The 14,510-nt window shown below is 72.6% G+C and carries 15 protein-coding genes; 12 read left to right on the forward strand and 3 right to left on the reverse strand.

Annotated features, from left to right (window positions below):
• Positions 1-235: 235 nt before the first annotated feature.
• The 12 genes from VFZ92_RS08620 (at position 236) to VFZ92_RS08675 (ending at position 12,251) form a co-directional block, all read left to right on the forward strand.
• Complete coding sequence (locus VFZ92_RS08620; RefSeq protein WP_330875313.1) at positions 236-967, forward strand: ABC transporter permease; 732 nt, start codon at positions 236-238, stop codon at positions 965-967.
• Entirely contained in the window at positions 967-1,791 is an 825-nt protein-coding gene (locus tag VFZ92_RS08625) for an ABC transporter permease (RefSeq protein WP_330875283.1), read from the forward strand. The genes VFZ92_RS08620 and VFZ92_RS08625 overlap by 1 nt, the downstream gene beginning before the upstream one ends.
• Positions 1,788-3,056, forward strand: coding sequence for an MCE family protein (locus VFZ92_RS08630; RefSeq protein ID WP_330875284.1), 1,269 nt, complete (start codon positions 1,788-1,790; stop codon positions 3,054-3,056). The genes VFZ92_RS08625 and VFZ92_RS08630 overlap by 4 nt, the downstream gene beginning before the upstream one ends.
• The gene (locus VFZ92_RS08635; protein ID WP_330875285.1) at positions 3,053-4,102 is read left to right on the forward strand and encodes an MCE family protein; all 1,050 of its coding nucleotides are present in this window, start codon (positions 3,053-3,055) and stop codon (positions 4,100-4,102) included. The genes VFZ92_RS08630 and VFZ92_RS08635 overlap by 4 nt, the downstream gene beginning before the upstream one ends.
• Positions 4,099-5,115: an MCE family protein gene (locus tag VFZ92_RS08640; RefSeq protein ID WP_330875286.1), complete on the forward strand. Its 1,017-nt coding sequence runs from the start codon at positions 4,099-4,101 to the stop codon at positions 5,113-5,115. Before VFZ92_RS08635 ends, VFZ92_RS08640 begins: the two co-directional genes overlap by 4 nt.
• The gene (locus VFZ92_RS08645; protein ID WP_330875287.1) at positions 5,112-6,296 is read left to right on the forward strand and encodes an MCE family protein; all 1,185 of its coding nucleotides are present in this window, start codon (positions 5,112-5,114) and stop codon (positions 6,294-6,296) included. The genes VFZ92_RS08640 and VFZ92_RS08645 overlap by 4 nt, the downstream gene beginning before the upstream one ends.
• Entirely contained in the window at positions 6,293-7,450 is a 1,158-nt protein-coding gene (locus tag VFZ92_RS08650; RefSeq protein ID WP_330875288.1) for an MCE family protein, read from the forward strand. Before VFZ92_RS08645 ends, VFZ92_RS08650 begins: the two co-directional genes overlap by 4 nt.
• A complete protein-coding gene (locus tag VFZ92_RS08655) occupies positions 7,447-8,676 on the forward strand; it encodes an MCE family protein (RefSeq protein WP_330875289.1) in 1,230 nt (409 codons plus the stop codon). Before VFZ92_RS08650 ends, VFZ92_RS08655 begins: the two co-directional genes overlap by 4 nt.
• Positions 8,673-9,161: a hypothetical protein gene (locus tag VFZ92_RS08660; protein WP_330875290.1), complete on the forward strand. Its 489-nt coding sequence runs from the start codon at positions 8,673-8,675 to the stop codon at positions 9,159-9,161. The genes VFZ92_RS08655 and VFZ92_RS08660 overlap by 4 nt, the downstream gene beginning before the upstream one ends.
• A complete protein-coding gene (locus VFZ92_RS08665) occupies positions 9,158-9,664 on the forward strand; it encodes a hypothetical protein (RefSeq protein ID WP_330875291.1) in 507 nt (168 codons plus the stop codon). The genes VFZ92_RS08660 and VFZ92_RS08665 overlap by 4 nt, the downstream gene beginning before the upstream one ends.
• A 90-nt stretch (positions 9,665-9,754) precedes the next feature.
• Positions 9,755-11,200 carry an argininosuccinate synthase gene (gene argG, locus VFZ92_RS08670; protein WP_330875292.1) on the forward strand — a complete coding sequence of 482 codons (1,446 nt, stop codon included), beginning with the start codon at positions 9,755-9,757 and terminating at the stop codon, positions 11,198-11,200.
• A 265-nt stretch (positions 11,201-11,465) separates the two neighbouring features.
• Complete coding sequence (locus VFZ92_RS08675; protein ID WP_330875293.1) at positions 11,466-12,251, forward strand: class I SAM-dependent methyltransferase; 786 nt, start codon at positions 11,466-11,468, stop codon at positions 12,249-12,251.
• Positions 12,252-12,276: 25 nt separating this feature from the next.
• On the opposite strand, the gene VFZ92_RS08680 is transcribed toward VFZ92_RS08675, so the two are convergent.
• The 3 genes from VFZ92_RS08680 to VFZ92_RS08690 form a co-directional block, all read right to left on the reverse strand.
• The gene (locus tag VFZ92_RS08680; RefSeq protein WP_330875294.1) at positions 12,277-12,906 is read right to left on the reverse strand and encodes a DUF6518 family protein; all 630 of its coding nucleotides are present in this window, start codon (positions 12,904-12,906) and stop codon (positions 12,277-12,279) included.
• 151 nt (positions 12,907-13,057) lie between these two features.
• Positions 13,058-13,726 carry a polysaccharide deacetylase family protein gene (locus VFZ92_RS08685; protein WP_330875295.1) on the reverse strand — a complete coding sequence of 223 codons (669 nt, stop codon included), beginning with the start codon at positions 13,724-13,726 and terminating at the stop codon, positions 13,058-13,060.
• 86 nt (positions 13,727-13,812) lie between these two features.
• Positions 13,813-14,496, reverse strand: a complete 684-nt coding sequence (locus VFZ92_RS08690; RefSeq protein WP_330875296.1) for a glycoside hydrolase family 11 protein — start codon at positions 14,494-14,496, stop codon at positions 13,813-13,815.
• Between the last annotated feature and the right edge of the window lie 14 nt (positions 14,497-14,510).

Raw genomic sequence — 14,510 nt, forward strand, 5'->3', positions numbered from 1 at the left:
CCTCTAGAACGAGTTCTATCAAAAGGAGATTATTCCGGTCCCGTGATGGCATCGCCGCAGTTCAACAGTAGTAGGACCGGGGTCGGCGCAGGGAGGTGGGCCTTGAGATAAACGAGAACAGATTCTAGTGTGACCTGGGTAACGCTCCGGCCTGAGGTGATCCGGGGGAGGCGTGGTGAGCGGCGACATCCAGTACGGCTACTTCGGCGGCGCCGCGTTCCGCCAGGTCGGCCGGATGTCCTCGCTCGCCTGGGACGTGCTGCGGATGATCCCGCGCAGACCGTTCCAGTTCAAGGAGGTCGTGACGCAGGCGTGGTTCTTCGCCAGCGTCACGGTCCTGCCGACGGCGCTGGTCTCCATCCCGTTCGGCGCGGTGATCGCGCTCCAGCTCGGCGCGCTGACCAAGCAGATCGGCGCCCAGTCGTTCACCGGCGCGGCCAGCGCGCTCGCGATCATCCAGCAGGCGAGCCCGCTGATCACCGCGCTGCTCGTCGCGGGCGCGGGCGGTTCGGCGATGTGCGCGGACATCGGCGCCCGCAAGATCCGCGACGAGATCGACGCGCTGGAGGTCATGGGCGTCTCCGCGACGCACCGGCTGGTCGTGCCGAGGGTGTTGGGCGCGATGGTCGTCGCGGTGCTGCTCAACGGGGTGGTCAGCGTCGTCGGCGTGCTCGGCGGCTACTTCTTCAACGTGGTCGTGCAGGGCGGCACGCCCGGTGCCTACCTGGCCGGCTTCAACGCGCTCGCCCAGCTGCCCGACCTGTGGATCAGCGAGTTCAAGGCGCTGCTCTACGGGTTCGTGGCGGGGGTCGTCGCCGCCTACCGGGGCCTGAACCCGCCCGCGGGCCCCAAGGGCGTCGGGGACGCGGTCAACCAGGCCGTCGTCATCACGTTCCTCCTGCTGTTCCTGATCAACGTCGTGCTGACGGCGATCTACCTCGGCGTCGTCCCGGCGAAGGGCACGTGATGGCGCGGGCCCGGTCGCGCTCCACGCCGTTCGACGCGCTCGAAGGGCTCGGCCACCAGCTCGCCTTCTACGGCCGGGTGATCGCCTGGGTGCCCGCCACGCTCGTCCGCCACCCCAGGGAGACGCTGCGCCTGCTCGCCGAGGTGACCTTCGGCAGCGGGGCGCTCGCGATCATCGGCGGCACGCTCGGCGTGATGATCGGCATGACCCTGTTCACCGGGATGATCGTGGGGCTCCAGGGCTACGCGGCGCTCAACCAGATGGGCACCGCCGCGCTCACCGGGTTCATCTCCGCCTACTTCAACACCAGGGAGGTGGCGCCGCTCGCGGCGGGGCTCGCGCTGTCGGCGACCGTCGGGTGCGGGTTCACCGCCCAGCTCGGCGCGATGCGGATCTCCGAGGAGATCGACGCGCTGGAGGTGATGGGCGTGCCCAGCGTGCCGTTCCTGGTCACCACGCGGGTGATCGCCGGGCTCGGCGCGGTGGTCCCGCTCTACGTCGTCGGCCTGCTCTGCTCCTACCTCGCGTCCAGACAGGTGACCGTGCTGTTCTACGGCCAGTCCGCGGGCACCTACGACCACTACTTCACGCTCTTCCTGTCCCCGCAGGACGTGCTGTGGTCGTTCCTGAAGGTCGTGGTGTTCGCGACCGTGGTGATCCTGGCGCACTGCTACTACGGCTACCACGCCACCGGCGGACCGGCGGGCGTCGGCGTCGCGGTCGGCCGGGCCGTGCGCGCGGCGCTGGTGCTCCAGATGCTGCTGGACTTCTTCCTCAGCCTGGCGATCTGGGGCGCCACCACGACGGTGCGGATAGCCGGATGAGCACCAGGCTGCGGCACCAGGCGCTGGGCGTGGCGTTCCTGCTCGTCGCCGCGCTGTTCGTCGCGGGCTCGATCGGCGTGTACCGCAAGGTGTTCACGTCGGTCGTGCTCGTCAGGCTGGAGGCGACCGGCGTCGGCAGCCAGCTCCAGCGCGGCGCCGACGTCAAGATCCGCGGGGTCGTCGTCGGCGAGGTGCGGGCCGTGCGGGCGACCGGCGGCGCGGCCGTGCTCGACCTCGCGCTGCGGCCGGACCGGGTGGACCTGATCCCGGCCAACGTCGCCGCGCGGCTGCTGCCGAAGACGCTGTTCGGCGAGCGCTACGTGGCGTTGCAGGTCCCCGAGCGGCCCTCGGCGGCCCGCCTCGCCGAGGGCGACGTGATCGGCCAGGACCGCAGCAGCGCCGCGATCGAGGTCGACCGGGTGCTGGCCGACCTCATGCCGCTGGTGCAGGCCGTGCAGCCGCAGAAGCTGTCCGCGACGCTGACCGCGATGTCCCGTGCGCTGGACGGGCGCGGCGCGCGGCTGGGCGACACGGTCGTGCGGCTGGACCGGTACGTGGCCGCGCTCACCGCGTCCATCCCGGACCTCAACGCCGACGTCACCGCGCTCGCCGACGTGGCCGAGGACTACGCCGGCGCCGCACCGGACCTGCTGGGGGCGCTGGCCGACCTGACGACGACCAGCCGCACGCTCGTCGAGCAGCGGGAGAACCTGCTGGAGCTGTACGGCACGCTCACCACCACGGCGATCGACCTGGAGAACTTCCTGCGGGTCAACCGGAACAACCTGATCAACCTCAGCGCGACCGCCAGGCCGACGCTGGAGCTGCTCGCCCGGTACGCGCCCGAGTACCCGTGCGTGCTCAAGCAGCTCGCGGAGTCGGTCGACCGGGCCGACTTCACCTTCGGCAAGGGCACCGAGCACCCGCAGATCGGCAAGTTCACCCTGGAGATCACCACCAGCCGCGGCAAGTACCTGCCCGGCGTCGACACCCCGCGCTACGACGACAAGCGCGGCCCGCGCTGCTACGACCCGGTCGAGCCGCCGGGCAAGTTCCCCCAGTACCCGCCGGGCGGCCCGGTGCTCGACGGGTCCACGAAGCCGTCCGCCGTCGGCGCGCCCGCGCTGGCGAACTCGCCGGAGGAGCAGAAGCTCGTGGGCCTGCTGGCGGCGGCGGAACTGGGCGTGGTGCCGGAGGAGGTGCCGAGCTGGAGCGCGCTGCTGCTCGGCCCGCTCTACCGAGGGGCGGAGGTGGAGCTGCGGTGAACGCCTTCCGGCCCGCGCTGGTGAAGATGGTGGTCTTCGCCGCCGTGACGATCACGCTGACCTGGGTCCTCGGCGCGACCATCGCGAACTTCGGCGGCGGCGGCACGTCCTCGTACACCGCCAGGTTCACCGACGTCGTCGGCCTGAACGTCGGCGACGACGTGCGGATGTCCGGGGTCCGGGTGGGGCGGGTCACGTCGATCGCCGTGGCGGACCGGACGCTCGCCGAGGTCGGCTTCGAGGTCGAGGAGCGGCGGGTGCTGCCCGCGAGCGTCTCGGCGGTGATCAGGTACCGCAACCTCATCGGCCAGCGCTACGTGGCGCTGGACGTCGGCGTCGGCGACGTCGGCGTCGGCGACGTCGGCGCCACCCTGCCGCCCGGCGGGGCGATCCCGCTGGAGCGGACGCGGCCCGCGCTGAACCTCACGGTGCTGTTCAACGGGTTCAAGCCGCTGTTCCGGGCGCTGGACCCCGAGCAGGTGAACACGCTGTCCCACGAGATCATCCAGGTGTTGCAGGGCGAGGGCGGCACGGTCGACAGCCTGCTCGCGCACACCGCGTCCCTCACCACCGCGCTGGCCGACAAGGACGCGGTGATCGGGCAGGTGATCGACAACCTGAACACCGTGCTCGGCACCGTCAACGCGCGCGGCCCCGAGCTGTCCGGGCTGATCGTCCAGGTGCAGCAGCTCGCGACCGGCCTCGCCGAGCAGCGCGCGCCGATCGGCGAGGCCATCGGCGCGCTGGGCGAGCTGACCGGCACCACCGCCGGGCTGCTCACCGACGCGCGCCCGCCGCTCAAGGACGACATCGCGGCGCTCGGCCTGCTGTCCACCACGCTCGACGACAGCGAGCAGGTGATCGACGAGCTGCTGGTCGGCCTCCCCGGCAACCTCCAGGCGTTCACCAGGACCGCGAGCTACGGGAGCTGGTTCAACTTCTTCCTGTGCCGGATGTCCGGGACCGTCGGCATCTCCTCGCTCGGCGTCGAGGTGCCCATCGCCCCCCTGCCCGCGACGAGGATGCCCGAGAGGTGCGGCCCGTGAAACCCCTGCGAGATCGTGACCAGGCGCGCGTGGGGATGGCGACGCTCGCCGTCATCGCGCTCGGCGCCACCGTCGCCTTCAACCTCGACGACCTGCCGCTGATCGGCGGTGGCGTGACCTACCGGGCCTACTTCAGCGAGTCGGCCGGGTTGGCGTCGGGCAACGAGGTCCGCGTCGCAGGCGTCAAGGTCGGCGAGGTGACCGGGGTCGGCCTCGCGGGCGACCAGGTCGACGTCGTCTTCCGGGTGCGCGACACCTGGCTGGGGGACCGGACGTCGGCGTCCATCGGCATCAAGACGCTGCTGGGGGACAAGTACCTCGACCTCGCCCCGGCCGGTGGCGCCCCGCTGGACCCGGACGTGGTCATCCCGCGCGAGCGGACCCTGGCGCCGTTCGACGTCTCCGAGGCGGTCGGGCAGCTCTCGGACACGGTGAGCCGCATCGACACCGACCAGCTCGCGGAGAGCTTCGAGGTCGTCGCCGAGGCGTTGGCGGACACCCCGCCGCACCTCAGGAGCGCGCTCGACGGCCTGTCGTCGCTGTCGAGGACCATCTCCTCGCGCGACGAGCAGCTGGTCGACCTGGCCGCGAACGCGAGCCGGATCAGCGGGACCCTGGCCGACCGGGACGGCGAGCTGCGCAGGCTGATCTCCGACGGCACCCTGCTGCTCGGCGAGCTGCGACTGCGCCGCGAGGCGATCAGCGCCCTGCTGACGGGCACCCGGACGCTCGCCGACGAGCTGCGCGGGCTGGTCGCCGACAACACCGCCCAGCTCACGCCGACGCTGGAGCGGCTCGACCGGGTCACCGCGGTGTTGCAGCGCAACCAGGACAACCTCAGCGCCGCGCTGGCGTCCATGGCGCCGTTCGTGCGGGTGTTCGGCAACACCGTCGGCAACGGGCGCTGGTTCGAGGGCTACCTGTGCGGCCTGCTCCCACCACCGATCGTCACGGACGTGGTGCAGGTCAACCCGGAGGGCTGCCTCCCGCCGCTCGCGGCGGGTGTCCGATGAGGACGGACGGGGGCCGCGACCTCGGCAGGTGGCTCGCGCTGGGCTGCGTGTTCGCGCTGCTGGCCGCCGGAGCGCTGTGGTGGGTGCGGATCGGGTCGACCGGCAGGCGCGTCACCGCCGTGTTCGACAAGGCCGTCGGCGTCCACACCGGATCGGCGGTGCGGGTGCTCGGCGTCCAGGTCGGCCTGATCACCGGCGTCCGGCCGCGCGGCGGGCAGGTCGACGTGGACATCCTGGTGGACCGCGACGTCCGGGTCCCCGCCGACGTCCGCGCCGTCGTCGTGGCACCCAGCCTGGTCAGCGACCGGTACGTGCAGCTCACGCCCGCCTACCGCGACGGCGCTGAGCTGGCGCCGGGCGCGGGCATCCCCAGGGAGCGCACCGCCACCCCGGTGGAGCTGGACTCGCTGTACGGGAGCCTCAACGACCTCTCGACCGCGCTGGGACCGAACGGGGCCAACGCCGACGGCGCGCTGTCGGACCTGCTCGACGTGGCGGCGGCCAACCTCGACGGGAACGGGCAGAACCTCAACGACACCGTCACCCGGCTCGCGGAGGCGGCGTCCGCGCTGGACAGGTCCAAGGGCGACCTGTTCGCCACGGTCGACAACCTGCGCGACTTCACCGGCGCGCTGGCCGAGAGCGACGGCCAGGTCCGGGAGTTCAGCGGCCGGGTCGCCGACGTGTCCACGTTCCTCGCGGCCGACAGCGAGCAGGCCGGTGCGGCGCTGGCGTCGCTCGCCCTCGCGCTGACCGACGTCCAGGGCTTCGTGGAGCAGAACCGGGAACTGCTCCAGTCCACCGTCAGCAGGCTCACCGGCGTCACGAAGGCGCTCGTCGACCAGCGCGGCGCGCTGGCCGAGGTGCTCGACATCGCGCCGAACGCGGCGTCCGGGCTGCTGAACGCCTACGACGAGGCGTCCGGCACGATCGCCGTGCGCGCCAACCTCAACGAGCTGACCTACCCGCCGGTGCTGATGGCGTGCAAGCTGCTCCGGCTCACCACGCCGAAGCAGGTGCCGGACGTGCTGGCCTCCGCGTGCGAGCAGCTCGCGCCCGTCCTGGACGGGGTGGTCCGGCTGCCCTCGGTCGCCGAGGTGCTGGCCGCCGTCCAGCAGGGCACGCTGCCGCCGCTCCCGCTGCCCGCCATGGAGGTCTGGTACCGGGGAGCGGACCGGTGACGGCCCGGCGGTGGTGCCTGCTCGCCGTGCTGGCGCTCGGCGGGTGCTCGGGCGGCCTCTACGACGTCCCGCTGCCCGGCGGAGCCGACCTCGGCGACCGCCCGTTCCGGATCACCGCGGAGTTCGCCGACGTGCTGGACCTGGTGCCGCAGGCCAGCGTGAAGACCGCGGACGTGGCCGTCGGCCGGGTCGAGCGGGTCGAACTGGCGCCGGACAACAGGACCGCGCTGGTCACCGTGGCGGTCAACGGCGACGTGCGGCTGCCCGCGAACGCCTCCGCGAACCTGCGCCAGTCGAGCCTGCTGGGGGAGAAGTACGTCGAGCTGGGCGGGCCGAGCGGTGAGGCCGCTCGGGGCGAGCTGACCGACGGCGCGGTCATCCCCCTCAGCCGCACCAACCGCAACCCGGAGATCGAGGAGGTGCTGGGCGCGCTGTCGCTGCTGCTCAACGGCGGGGGCGTCGCCCAGATCCGCGACATCGTGGCGGAGCTGAACGCGGCCATGTCCGGCAAGGAGCCGCGGATCCGCTCGTTCCTGTCCACGATGGACACGTTCGTCGGCAACCTCGACGGGCAGAAGGAGGAGATCACCAGGGCGATCGACGGCCTCGACCGGCTGTCCGGGACGCTGGTGGCGCAGACCGGCGCCATCACCACCACGCTGGACCACCTGGCCCCCGGCCTCCAGGTGATCACCGAGCAGCGCGGCGAACTCGTGACGATGCTGCGGTCGCTGGACGAGCTGTCCGCGGTCGCCGTCGACACGCTGAACCGCGGCCGCGAGGACGTCGTCGCCGACCTGCACGCGCTCGTGCCGATCCTGCGGCGGCTGGTGGAGGCGGGCGACAGCCTGCCGAAGGCGATGACCACGATCGCCACCTACCCGTTCACGCCCTACGCGGCGAACGCCGTCAAGGGCGACTACTTCAACTCCGACGTCCGGCTCGACCTCGACCTGTCGAACCTGGTGGAGAACCTGGCCTCGTCGAACCGGCCGCTGCTGCCCCTGCCGCCGCTGACGAGCGTGCCGGGGCTGACCGCGCCCGCGCCCCCGACCGCCCCGCCGGTGCTCGCGCTGCCGGGGTTCCCCTCCCTCGCCCCGACCGTCGGCGGGCTGGCGGGCGTGCTCGAAGGGCTGCTGGGAGGTGGCGGGTGACCAGCCGCCGGACCAGGGTGCAGCTGCTGCTGCTCGTCGTCATCGCCGTGGTGGGGCTGACCTACACGGGCGCGGAGTACGCCGGGCTGGACCGGCTGCTCGGCGCGCGCGGCTACGTCGTGACCGCGCGGTTCACCGACTCGGGCGGCATCTTCGTCAACGCCGAGGTCACCTACCGGGGCGTGACCGTCGGCCGCGTCACCGAGCTGCGGCTCACCGACCGGGGCGTGGAGGTGGACCTCGACGTCGAGCCGTCCGCGCCGCCGATCCCGGCGTCCGCGCGGGCGCTGGTGGCGAACCGGTCCGCGATCGGCGAGCAGTACGTCGACCTCGAACCGGACGACGAGCACGGCCCGTTCCTCGGGCAGGGCTCGGTGATCGCGCTCGACCGGACGGCCGTCCCGCCCAGCCCGGAATCGGTGCTGACCAACCTCGACGCGCTCGTCACGTCGGTCCCCACCGACTCGCTGCGGACGGTCGTGGACGAGCTGCACGCCGCGTTCACCGGGGCCGGGGAACCGCTGGGGCGGCTGCTGGACAGCGCCGACTCCCTCACCGGCGCGGCGGTCGACCACCTCCCGCAGACGATCGGGCTGCTCGCGGACGGCCGCACGGTGCTGGAGACGCAGCGGGCCGAAGCCGCGAACATCGCCGCGTTCGGCCAGGGGCTCGCCCGGATCTCCGCCCAGCTCAAGGAGTCCGACCCGGACCTGCGCGCGGTGATCGGCCGGGCCCCGGCCGTGGCCGCGCAGGTCGACGACGTCCTGCGCACCTCGGGCACCGACCTCGGCGTGCTGGTGGCGAACCTGCTCACCACGACCCAGATCACCACCAGCCGCGCGGACGCCATCGAGCAGGCGCTCGTCGTCTACCCGATCGTCGTGGCCACGACCCGCACCACGTCACCGGACGGCACCGGCCACCTGGGCGCGGTGCTCAACTTCTTCGACCCCTTGTCGTGCACCAGGGGCTACGAGACCACCGCCCAGCGGCCCGCCGACGACGTGACCGCCGTCCCGGCCAACGGCCAGGCCTACTGCGCGGAGCCGCCGAACAGCCCGATCAGCGTGCGCGGCGCGCAGAACGCCCCGGTCGCCGGGACACCCCGGCAGCTCCCGCCGCCGGAGCCGCCGCGGGAGCCCCGGCTGCCGGGCGTGCTCGGCTCGCCGGACACCAGGCCCTCGCCGACGAGCCTGGCCGAACTGCTCGGGCTGGGGGAGTGGTGAGGCTGTTCGCGGCGCTGGCCGCCGTCGGGGTGCTCGGCGCGGCCTGGTTCGGCTGGTCGTGGTGGCAGGCGGGCCACGGCGACGCCCAGCGCTTCGCGCTGACCCGCGACGAGGTGCTGCGCCAGGGGGAGCAGCGGCTGGTGGTGCTGAACACCGTGGACCGCCGCGATCCCGTGGAGGTGCAGCGGTCCTGGCAGTCGGTGGCGACCGGGCGGCTGCTGGACCAGCTGACCCGCGACCGCGAAGCGCACGTGCGGGACATCGGGGCGGCGAGGACCGCGACGGCGGTGACGGTGCTCGGCGCGGCGGTGACGTCGCTGGACGTCCACTCCGGGCAGGCCGGGCTGATGGCCGTGCTGGAGGTCGGTGTCACGCCGGAGGGCGGGCCGACCACGGCCAAGCGCACCAGGTTCGACGTGGACCTGACCAGGTCGGGGGACCAGTGGCTGCTCAGCTCGGTGCGGGTCGTGGGGTACGGCGGATGAGGCGGGCCTCGACGCTGGGTGTGCTGGCGGCGGTCGTGGTCGCCAGCGCGGTCGCGTCGCTGTGGTTCGGCCTGGCCGCGGACCGCCTGCGCCAGAGCCCGTGGGCCACCAACACCGCGCTGGTCGACGCCTCCGCGACCAGGGCGGTCGTCGACGAGGTCGGCGCCGCCGTGCGCTCGGTGTTCTCCTACGACCACGGCAACACCGACGCGACCGAGCGCTCGGCGCGCCAGGTGCTGGCGGGTGAGGCGGTCGAGCAGTACACCGCGCTGTTCGGCGAGGTCCGGCAGCGGGCCGTGGAGCAGCAGGTCGTGTTCACCACCGCCGTGCGCTCCATCGGCGTGGTCGAGCTGGTGGGCGACCGCGCGCGGCTGCTCGTGTTCGTCGACCAGCAGACCCTGCGATCGGCCGACAACGAGCACTCCTCGCGCGCGGGCCAGCTCGACGTGCGCGCGGAGCGGCTGGGAGGGCGCTGGCGGATCACCGCGATCACCGTGCTGTGACCTGGGGGGTCGCGCTCCGGGGTCGGTCCGGGGGGTGGAACCGCGCCTAGGGGTTTGTATGATCATGCAGCGTCGTGCATAATTGACGTCGTGTCCAAAGTGCTCACTTCCCTCCCGGCCGGCGAACGCGTCGGCATTGCCTTCTCCGGCGGCCTCGACACCTCGGTGGCGGTCGCGTGGATGCGCGAGAAGGGCGCGGTGCCGTGCACGTACACGGCCGACATCGGCCAGTACGACGAGCCCGACATCGCGTCGGTGCCCGATCGCGCCGAGCTGTACGGCGCCGAGATCGCCCGGCTGGTCGACTGCCGGGCGGCGCTGGTGGAGGAAGGGCTCGCGGCGCTGGCCTGCGGGGCGTTCCACATTCGCACCGGCGGTCGGACGTACTTCAACACCACGCCGCTGGGGCGGGCCGTGACCGGCACCATGCTGGTGCGGGCCATGCTCGACGACGACGTGCAGATCTGGGGCGACGGCTCCACCTACAAGGGCAACGACATCGAGCGGTTCTACCGCTACGGCCTGCTGGCCAACCCCTCGCTGCGGATCTACAAGCCGTGGCTGGACGCCGAGTTCGTCGGTGAGCTGGGTGGCCGCACCGAGATGTCCGAGTGGTTGCAGACCCGCGACCTGCCGTACCGCTCCAGCACCGAGAAGGCGTACTCGACCGACGCGAACATCTGGGGCGCGACGCACGAGGCCAAGGCGCTGGAGAACCTCGACACGGGCATCGAGCTGGTCGACCCGATCATGGGCGTGCGGTTCTGGGACCCCGCCGTCGAGATCGCCCCCGAGGACATCACGATCGGCTTCGACCAGGGCCGTCCCGTGACGATCAACGGCAAGGAGTTCGGCACGCCGGTCGACCTCGTGCTGGAGGCCAACGCCATCGGCGGTCGCCACGGTCTCGGCATGTCCGACCAGATCGAGAACCGGATCATCGAGGCCAAGAGCCGCGGCATCTACGAGGCACCGGGCATGGCCCTGCTGCACGCCGCGTACGAGCGGCTCGTCAACGCGATCCACAACGAGGACACGCTGGCCGCCTACCACAACGACGGGCGCAAGCTCGGCAGGCTCATGTACGAGGGCCGCTGGCTGGACCCGCAGGCGCTGATGATGCGCGAGGCGCTCCAGCGCTGGGTCGGCACCGCCGTGACCGGCCAGGTGACGCTGCGCCTGCGGCGCGGTGACGACTACTCGATCCTCGACACCACCGGGCCGTCGTTCAGCTACCACCCCGACAAGCTGTCCATGGAACGCACCGAGGACTCGGCGTTCGGCCCGGTCGACCGCATCGGCCAGCTCACGATGCGCAACCTCGACATCGCCGACTCCCGCGCGAAGCTGGAGCTGTACGCCGGGTTCGGCATGGTCGGCAGCAGGCAGTCGGCGCTGATCAGCGCCGCGCAGGTGACGTCGACCGAACTGATCGGCACCATGCCCGACGGCGGGGCCGAGGCCATCGCGTCGCGCGGTGAGGTGGCGGACGACGAACTGCTCGACCACGCGGCGCTGGAGTCGGGCAACGACTGATCGGCCGCGCTCGACCGGGAGCCCTGGACGCGTCGCGCGTTCAGGGCTCCCGGCTTTCCGGGGGTCGCGAGCGGATGCTCGGCACCCGCTCGCTGAGGTGCCGGAAACGCGTGCGGTGAACCGAGTCCGTCGACTGGCCCGGCGTGCGTTCGGTCGAGGTGGGCGTGGAGGTCCCCGCCTCCACGCCCGCGGTTGCTCGCCGACCCCCACCACCGCGTTCGCGACGACGTCCGAACTGTGCGAACGTGCCTGGCGGAGGTGTCCGATGAGCGGTGGACCGGTCGACGTGCGGGCGGGCGCGGACGAGTACGACGCGTCCACGGGGCGGTGGAGCGGGCTGCTCGCGCCGCGCTTCGTCGGCTGGCTGCCGACGGGAGACGGTCTCGCCTGGTGCGACGTCGGCTGTGGCACGGGCGCGCTGGCGCGGGCCGTCCTCGCGGGGGCGCGCCCGACGTGGATCCTGGGGGTGGATCCGTCCGAGACCTTCGTCGCCGCGGCCGTGCGCGACGGCGTCGACGCGGTCGTGGGCACCGCCACGGCGATCCCCGCCGGTGACGCCGAGTTCGACCGGGTCGTGTCCGGGCTCGTCCTGAACGTCGTGCCGCGGCCGGAGGACGCGCTGGCCGAGATGCGCCGGGTGGCGAGGCCCGGCGGTGTGGTCGGCGCCTACGTCTGGGACTACGCCGAGGGCACGGGGGTGTTCCGCCTGTTCTGGGACGCGGCCCTCGCGGTCGACCCGGCGGCGGCCGACCTCGACGAGAGGGTGCGCTTCCCGGTCTGCCGCCCCGACCCGCTGCGGGCGCTGTTCGAGGGCGCGGGCCTGACCGGCGTGGTGGTCGAGCCCCTGGACCTGCCCGTGGAGTTCGGCTCGTTCGACGACCTGTGGCTGCCGTTCCTCAGCGGTGAGGGCGCGGCGCCGAGGTACCTCGCGACCCTCACCGGGGAGCACCGCTCCGCGGTCGCCGCCCAGTTCCGCCGGACCGTCCCGCACGCGCCGGACGGCTCGATCTCCCTCGCGGCGCGGGCGTGGACCGTGCGCGGGGTCGTCTGAAACCGGTCGAGGCGTTCCAGGGGCGTCAGCCCGACAGCAGGGCTGGCAGTTCGGCCAGCAGTCCCAGCGCGAGCACGGCGAGCACCGACAGCACCAGGCCGGTGGCGAGCCCGACGAGCCGGTCGCGGGCCGTCCGCCCCAGCAGCAGCGGGACCAGCACGGCCACGACGCCGTAGGCGACGGCGTCGCCGTGGTAGCGCAGGACGAACTCGTACCAGAGCGCGTCCATCCCGAACACCCCGCCGAGCAGGGCGGGCCCGGTGGGACGGCGCCAGCCCTCGCCGGTGCGCCACCACGCGCCCGCCGTGCCGAAGACCGGTCCCGCCACCAGGGCGAGCGCCAACCAGAACAGGGGGTAGGTCAGGTCGCCCACGCCGTCGCGGACGAGTCCGGCGTAGGCGTAGTAGCCGACGACCGCGCCGATCTCGGTCGCGGTGCCCGCCAGCACCGCGGGCAGGCCGCGCACCCGGACGAGCGCACCGGCCGCGAACGCGGCGGCCGACCAGACGGAACCGGAGTTCGACACCGCTTGCAGCGCGTCGGGCAGCACGCCCTGGAGCACGTTGGTGACCGCGCCGACGAGGAGGCCCGCGAGCAGCGCGAGGCCGGTCGACGACGGCGTGGACGGCGGGCGGCGGGTGGGGTCGATGAGCACGGGGGCGAGCCTCGCGCGGCCGGTGGCCCGCCGGCATCAGCCGTGTGGCCGATGTCGGCCCGCCGAGTGGCCGGTGTGCCGCGACCGACCACGGAGGACCGGGACCCGGTGCGGCGTGCGGAACCCCGCCGCCGCACCGGGTGGCCGCACGTCAGCCGGGGGCGACCGCGCGGCCGGTCTGCGGGGAGATCATGCCCGCGCACAGGTTGCGGCTCGCCAGCGTCTGGGCGATCCGCGGGATCGCGGCGCGCGTGTTGGCGGGCCAGTCGTGCATGAGGATGACCTGCCCGTTGGTGAGCCGGGCGTGGGCCGCGACGATCGCGTCGGTGCTCGCGCCGTTCCAGTCCTGCGAGTCGACGTCCCAGATGATCTGGCGCAGACCGTACTTCGCCGCGACCGACTGCACGGTCGCGTTGGTCTCGCCGTACGGCGGGCGGAACAGCCTCGGCGTGCCACCGCCGCCGTTGGCGATGGCCTGCTGGGTGCGGGAGATCTCCGAGTCGACCTGCGCCTGGCTCTGCTGGGTCAGGTGCGGGTGGGTGTAGCTGTGGTTGCCGATCCACATGCCCGCCTGCGCCTGCGCCCTGACCAGACCGGGGTTGGCCGCGGCGTTGTTGCCCTGGTTGAACATGGTGGCGCGCAAGCCGTTCTGCCGGAGCGCGGTGAGCAGGGCCTGGGTGTTGCCCGACGGGCCGTCGTCGAAGGTGAGCCCGACGTACCCGTTGCAGGCCGCGGCGTTGGCGGGGGTGGCCGTGACGGCGCTCGCCACCGCGAGCGCGGCGGCGGCCAGTCCGGTGGCCAGGGAGCGTGTCTTTCCCATGCGGTGTGGTCCTTCCATCGATCCGGTGCGGGCCTGGCGTACCGGTGGTCTCCCGCGACCCGCGTCGCGGGAGACCACCGGCCGGGTCACGACACGGTGATGTTGGAGCTGCCGCTGCTCTGGTAGCCCTCGGTCGCCATGATCATGTAGTAGTTGAACGAGCCCAGGTTCATCCCGGCCCTCGACCACGCGTTGAAGTGGTTGCCCGTGGTGATGGTGCCGCCGGTCTTCTTCTGCTGCCGGACGCTCCAGAACTGCGGGAAGGTCTTCGTGCCCTCGACCGACGGGGCGTTGTACCGCATCGTCCGGTAGATGTCGTACGTGCCGCCGTCGGTGGTGACGGTGCCCTTGTACTCGCCCGTGGGCCGGTAGTTGCCCCAGTTGTCGACGATGTAGTACTCGACGAGCGGGTTGGACGTCCAGCCGTAGAGCGTCAGGTAGGCGTTGCCGGACGGGTTGAAGCTGCCCGAGTAGTTGACCGTCCTGCGCGAGCCGTTGGCCCAGCCCTTGCCGCCGACGAAGTTGCCGGTGTTGCGCCAGCTCGTGCTGTAGTTGCCGCCCGAGCCCAGGGTGATGCAGGCCGAGCCGCCGCCGTCGGTCCACCACGAGTAGTAGTAGCCGTTGTTGTTCCCGGTCTGGCTCGAACACGTGGCGGCGTTCGCCACGCCCGCGGCACCGGGCAGCAGAGACATGACCAGTGCGGCGCAGGCGCCTCCCGCGAGCAGCCTGAAACGGCTGAGCCCGCGGCCCTTCTGCGGTGTCGTGCGCATGCTTCCTCCTCGTT

The sequence above is a fragment of the Umezawaea sp. genome (assembly GCF_036375055.1).
Classification (GTDB): domain Bacteria; phylum Actinomycetota; class Actinomycetes; order Mycobacteriales; family Pseudonocardiaceae; genus Umezawaea.

Excerpts from the sequence above, each read along its gene's own strand:
- VFZ92_RS08620 (WP_330875313.1), top strand. The coding sequence starts at position 236 with ATGTCCTCGCTCGCCTGGGACGTGCTGCGGATGATCCCGCGCAGACCG.
- VFZ92_RS08625 (WP_330875283.1), top strand. The coding sequence starts at position 967 with ATGGCGCGGGCCCGGTCGCGCTCCACGCCGTTCGACGCGCTCGAAGGG.
- VFZ92_RS08630 (WP_330875284.1), top strand. The coding sequence starts at position 1,788 with ATGAGCACCAGGCTGCGGCACCAGGCGCTGGGCGTGGCGTTCCTGCTC.
- VFZ92_RS08645 (WP_330875287.1), top strand. The coding sequence starts at position 5,112 with ATGAGGACGGACGGGGGCCGCGACCTCGGCAGGTGGCTCGCGCTGGGC.
- VFZ92_RS08665 (WP_330875291.1), top strand. The coding sequence starts at position 9,158 with ATGAGGCGGGCCTCGACGCTGGGTGTGCTGGCGGCGGTCGTGGTCGCC.
- VFZ92_RS08675 (WP_330875293.1), top strand. The coding sequence starts at position 11,466 with ATGAGCGGTGGACCGGTCGACGTGCGGGCGGGCGCGGACGAGTACGAC.
- VFZ92_RS08685 (WP_330875295.1), bottom strand. The coding sequence starts at position 13,726 with ATGGGAAAGACACGCTCCCTGGCCACCGGACTGGCCGCCGCCGCGCTC.
- VFZ92_RS08690 (WP_330875296.1), bottom strand. The coding sequence starts at position 14,496 with ATGCGCACGACACCGCAGAAGGGCCGCGGGCTCAGCCGTTTCAGGCTG.